Source organism: Hymenobacter lapidiphilus, from assembly GCF_013377885.1.
Classification (GTDB): domain Bacteria; phylum Bacteroidota; class Bacteroidia; order Cytophagales; family Hymenobacteraceae; genus Hymenobacter; species Hymenobacter lapidiphilus.
In genome coordinates this window covers 1-1,724 of sequence record NZ_JABKAU010000083.1, presented here as the reverse complement: position 1 = coordinate 1,724, position 1,724 = coordinate 1, and the positions used below count along the sequence as shown (strand labels likewise).

At 64.8% G+C, this 1,724-nt stretch carries 3 protein-coding genes; all 3 read left to right on the top strand.

Annotated features, from left to right (window positions below):
• The first annotated feature begins 3 nt into the window (after window positions 1-3).
• The 3 genes from HW554_RS20100 to HW554_RS20090 all read left to right on the top strand — a co-directional run bounded on the left by HW554_RS20100 (window position 4) and on the right by HW554_RS20090 (window position 1,625).
• Entirely contained in the window at window positions 4-642 is a 639-nt protein-coding gene (locus tag HW554_RS20100; protein ID WP_394354325.1) for a DNA cytosine methyltransferase, read from the top strand.
• Between the two features lie 19 nt (window positions 643-661).
• Window positions 662-1,225: a hypothetical protein gene (locus HW554_RS20095; protein WP_176910312.1), complete on the top strand. Its 564-nt coding sequence runs from the start codon at window positions 662-664 to the stop codon at window positions 1,223-1,225.
• A gap of 88 nt (window positions 1,226-1,313) precedes the next feature.
• Complete coding sequence (locus HW554_RS20090; protein ID WP_176910311.1) at window positions 1,314-1,625, top strand: hypothetical protein; 312 nt, start codon at window positions 1,314-1,316, stop codon at window positions 1,623-1,625.
• Window positions 1,626-1,724 lie beyond the last annotated feature (99 nt).

The window sequence follows — 1,724 nt, the reverse complement described above, 5'->3', positions numbered from 1 at the left end:
GTTATTGACGAAGTCCGGCCCCGTTGGATTGTTGGTGAAAACGTTGCTGGCCTCGCCTCGCTGGGCCTCGACGGCGTGCTATTTGACTTGGAAGCGTCGGGTTACGCCTGCGAAACAGTTCTACTACCAGCTTGCGGTGTCGGCGCCCCGCACCGTCGGGACCGACTTTGGATTGTGGCCCACGCCGGATGCGGCGCTGGGCACGGGCGGCAAAACCCGCACGAAGGAAATGAGCCTCACGGACCGGATGCCGGATGGCCGCAAGGCACAAGTGAGCATCAACGATTTCGCCAAACGGGGCCTATATCCAACGCCCACGGCATCCTGCCACACGGGGGCCGGGGAGAAGGGAACGGGCGGGCCGAACCTGCAAACAGCCATCGCCATGATGGGCACGCCCACGGCTACCATGCGGGTGCGAACGGAACGGTTTCAGGAAGGCCGCCAGCCCAACCCAGCCGAAGTAGCCCAGAAGCTTGGCGGCTCACTGAACCCCCGCTTTGTGGCCCAGATGATGGGTTACCCGCCGGACTGGTGCGAGTTAGCACCCGAGCCAAGCAGCTCAAAGCCTACGGCAACAGCATCGTCCCGCAAGTCGCCTACGAGCTATTCCAGGCCATTGCCCTAGTCGATACGCAGTAACCCACCAAACCCAGCCCCCATGAGCGCCACCCCCACCCCTGACACCACCGAAAACCTGAGTGCCGCCGAGTTCGCGAACAAGCTACGCGCACTATATGCCTGTTCCGATGCCCGCAACTGGTGCGCCGGCCAGGACTATGCCACCGCCTGGGCCACGTGCCCCCGGCCCGACTGGTTGCTATGGCTGGCCCGCGTCACGGCTGGCGTCGATAAACGAGTGAGCGTCCGCCTGGCCTGTCTGTTCGCCCGCCAGGTGCTGCATATGGTGCCGGAAGGTGAACACCGGCCCCGGCTGGCCATTGAAGCCGCCGAGCGGTGGCTGGAGGGCAACGCAACGCCGAGAGAGTGCCGAGAAGCCGCCGCCGCCGCCTGCGCCAACGCCGCCAACACCGCCAACGCCGCCGCCGCCGCCTACGCCGCCGCCTACGCCGCCGCCTACGCCGCCAACGCCGCCGCCAACGCCGCCGCCGACGCCAACGCCGCCGACGCCGCCAGGACTAAAGCCCGTGCGGCCCAGGCCGACCTGGTGCGGCAACACATAAGCCGCCCAGCGCTGTGGCCAGACGCCGCCATCATCGCCTAACCAACTACCACCCCCGCCCCGGCAACGCCTGCCGGGGCTACCCCCACCGCCCCGGCCGCTGCTGGCTGGGGCTTACGAAACGAGAGATATGATTTTCCAAGGTCAGCCTATTACCACCCCTCAGCACGACGCGCCGGGCGAACAGTTCTCCCTCCTTGCCTTGCTCGGGCTCTCTAAGCCCCGCGAGAAAGAGCTACGCAAGGCCATTAAGAAGCATCACAAAAACTGCATCACGCCGGAGGGGCATTTCAGCGGCGTGGACTACCTCAGCACCTGCCCGATTGACTGCCAGACGCCGCAAGAGCTGGCATATGTGGCCATGAAAATGGAGGGTGTTATGCAGGCCCAAGCCCACGAACAGCAGTCGCTGCCAGCCAAAATCGTCTTCAAGCTCGGCTAACCCACACACCCCCACAAAAAAGCCGGCAGCCCCGCTCGAACGAGGCTGCCGGCACTAACGAAACAAGTGATGCGACACGAAGCTACGAAAATCCACCAA

Coding starts and splice junctions, on each gene's coding strand:
- HW554_RS20095 (WP_176910312.1), top strand. CDS start 662: ATGAGCGCCACCCCCACCCCTGACACCACCGAAAACCTGAGTGCCGCC.
- HW554_RS20090 (WP_176910311.1), top strand. CDS start 1,314: ATGATTTTCCAAGGTCAGCCTATTACCACCCCTCAGCACGACGCGCCG.